This window comes from Peterkaempfera griseoplana (assembly GCF_001418575.1).
Lineage (GTDB): Bacteria > Actinomycetota > Actinomycetes > Streptomycetales > Streptomycetaceae > Peterkaempfera > Peterkaempfera griseoplana.
In genome coordinates this window covers 1-2,462 of the sequence record NZ_LIQR01000588.1, presented here as the reverse complement: position 1 = coordinate 2,462, position 2,462 = coordinate 1, and the positions used below count along the sequence as shown (strand labels likewise).

Annotated in this window: 2 protein-coding genes and 1 pseudogene; 1 reads left to right on the top strand and 2 read right to left on the bottom strand. The window is 77.3% G+C overall.

The features are described from left to right. The first annotated feature begins 391 nt into the window (after positions 1–391). The gene (locus tag AOK09_RS33525; RefSeq protein ID WP_055590993.1) at positions 392–961 is read left to right on the top strand and encodes a GNAT family N-acetyltransferase; all 570 of its coding nucleotides are present in this window, start codon (positions 392–394) and stop codon (positions 959–961) included. A gap of 1 nt (position 962) precedes the next feature. Here AOK09_RS33525 and AOK09_RS33520 read toward each other — a convergent pair whose 3' ends face one another. Further along, a complete protein-coding gene (locus AOK09_RS33520; RefSeq protein ID WP_055590992.1) occupies positions 963–1,634 on the bottom strand; it encodes an NAD(P)H-binding protein in 672 nt (223 codons plus the stop codon). A gap of 210 nt (positions 1,635–1,844) precedes the next feature. Beyond that, positions 1,845–2,462, bottom strand: a pseudogene (locus AOK09_RS33515) (hydrolase); the annotation flags it as partial.

The window sequence follows — 2,462 nt, the reverse complement described above, 5'->3', positions numbered from 1 at the left end:
GGGCGGAGCGACGTGCCCGGCCGGGGGGCTCCGAGGGCCCGTGCAGGACTGCCGCGGCCTTGGTGTCACCGGCCGTCGATCCGCGACGCCGGACCTCGGGGGTCGCCACCCCGGGGTTCCGGCACCACGAGTCGCAGGTAGCGTCGCGGTGCGTCCGCGGGTTCGCCGGGTTCGGTGGTGTGGCACGCGTCGGAGGTTCCGGGCCGCGGTCCGGCGGTGCGTGGCATGGCCGCCACAAGGGGCCACAGCGGCGCCGGACGGCCCTGTCGCAGCGGTGCTGACAGTCCGTCAAACAACCTGTCTCGATGGAACGTTCGCCCCGCATATGACGGCACGGCATGGTAGAAAGCGGGGCACACGGGGAAGGCGCACGCTCGGAGGGGAGGCCGGGGTGGGGGAGACCGTTGTGGTGCGCCAGGCCGGGCCGGCGGACGTCGCGGCCGCCGCCGAGGTCTGGTACGCCTCCCACCTGGTCCGCCGCAACGGCAGGGCGCTGCCCAAGGAGCGGCACGATCTGGCCGTGGCCCGGATGTCCGACCCGGCGGGAATGCTGCTGATCGCCGAGGACTTCGGGGCCCAGTACGACTCCGGGCTGAGCGGGTCCCTGTCGCCCCCCGTCATCGGCACCATCCTCGGAGAGGCCGGCCGGGAGAACGACGGCACCGGACCACCCGTCCCCGGACTGCTGCATCTCGCACTGCTCTCGGTCCATCCCGACCACTGGGGACGGCATGTGGGCCGGCTCCTGATGGAGGGCATCACCGTCCGCGCCTTTGCCCTCGGCTACCGCCGCGCACAGCTGTGGGCCCACGCCGACAACGCTGTCGCGGGCCGTCTCTACCGGGCGACCGGCTTCCGCCGTACGGGCCGGGCCCGGATCGACGACTGGGGGGAGCTGGTCGTCCACCACCAGCGGGAGCTCCACCACCAGGGGGAGCTGCAGTCAGGCCCTCCCGGCTGACTCAGTCCCGCTCCCGGGCCGCGGCCTCGGCGACCGCCTCGGCCACCGGGGTGTCGCCGGACACCAGCTCCAGCGTGAGCCCGGCGGTGCCGGGTTCGTCCAGCAGGGACTCCAGCACCGCGGCCACATCCTCACGGTCCACCTCGCCGCGCCCGGTCGACCGCGCCAGCCGTACGCGGCCCGAGCCCGGTCCGTCGGTGAGGCGGCCGGGCCGCAGGATCGTCCAGGCCAGGCCGTCGCGGGCCCGCAGCGCGTCGTCGGCGGCGCCCTTGGCCCGCAGATAGGCGCCGAAGACGGGGTCGGCGCCGTCGGCGGCCCGAGCGTCGGCGCCCATGGAGGAGATCATCAGATAGCGGCGCACCCCGGCCTCCTCGGCCGCGTCGGCGAGCAGCACCGCCGCATCCCGGTCCACCGTCTCCTTGCGGGCCGCGCCGCTGCCGGGCCCGGCGCCGGCGGCGAAGACCACCGCGTCCGCGCCGGTGAGCAGTTCGGCCACCTCCGCCACGGAGGACTTCTCCAGGTCCCGCACCAGGGGTTCGGCGCCCACGGCCAGCAGGTCCTCGGCGTGGGCCGGATTGCGGACGAGCCCGGCCACCGAGTCCCCCCGGCCGGAGAGCCGCCGCTCCAGCCGCAGGGCGATCTTCCCGTGTCCGCCGGCGATGACGATGCGCATATCGGCGACCCTATGGCCTGCCCCGGCGATTCTCATCCGTGGACGCGGGCACGGACGTGGACGCGGGTGCCGCCGGCGCCAGACGGGCCCGGCGCCCGGCCCCCGGAGTGCCCCGGCCCGGACCTCCCGGGGCGCCGGTACCCGTCCGGCCGTACGCCACGCCGCGCCGCTCCCCCGGACGGGTGGACGTCGGGCGCGCCGCCCGCCGGGTCAGTCCGGTGGCGCGAGCCGGGCCTGGCGGGGTACCGCGAGGGCGGTGGTGTCGGCGAACTCCCGAACCGCGCTGGTGCGGCTGACCACCCGGCCGCGGTGCACCACCAGCCGGCTGTGTCCGCCGGACAGGGCCCCGGCGAGGCTGTCCCCGCGCACCGCGAGCAGTTCCGCCGGAAACCCCGCCTCCACCCGCACCTCGGGCAGCCCCAGGACCGCGCGGGCGTCCGAACTCACCGCGGCGTAGGCGGCCGCCGCGTCCAGCGCCCCGGTCGCCGACAGCAGGAAGGCCGCCTCCAGCGGGTCGGCCCGCCCGACCGGGTTGCTGGGGTCGCGCAGCGCCCCGCTGCCGGCTGCGACCGCGACCCCGGCGCGCCGCAGCATCCGTGCGGACGCGGGCCGGAAGGGCGGCGCGGGCGCCCCGCCCGCCCGCGGCGGCTCCCCCGCGGCGGTGCCGGAGCCGGTGCAGGTGCCGTTCTGCGGCAGGCAGACCACGGCCACGCCGGCGGCGGCCAGCCGGTCGGCGCAGTGTGCCGCGGTCTCGTACGGGAGCCGGCCCAGCCGGGTGCAGGGGCCGATGGCGGCGTGCGGCCGGACGGCGCCCAGCGCCCCGGCGAG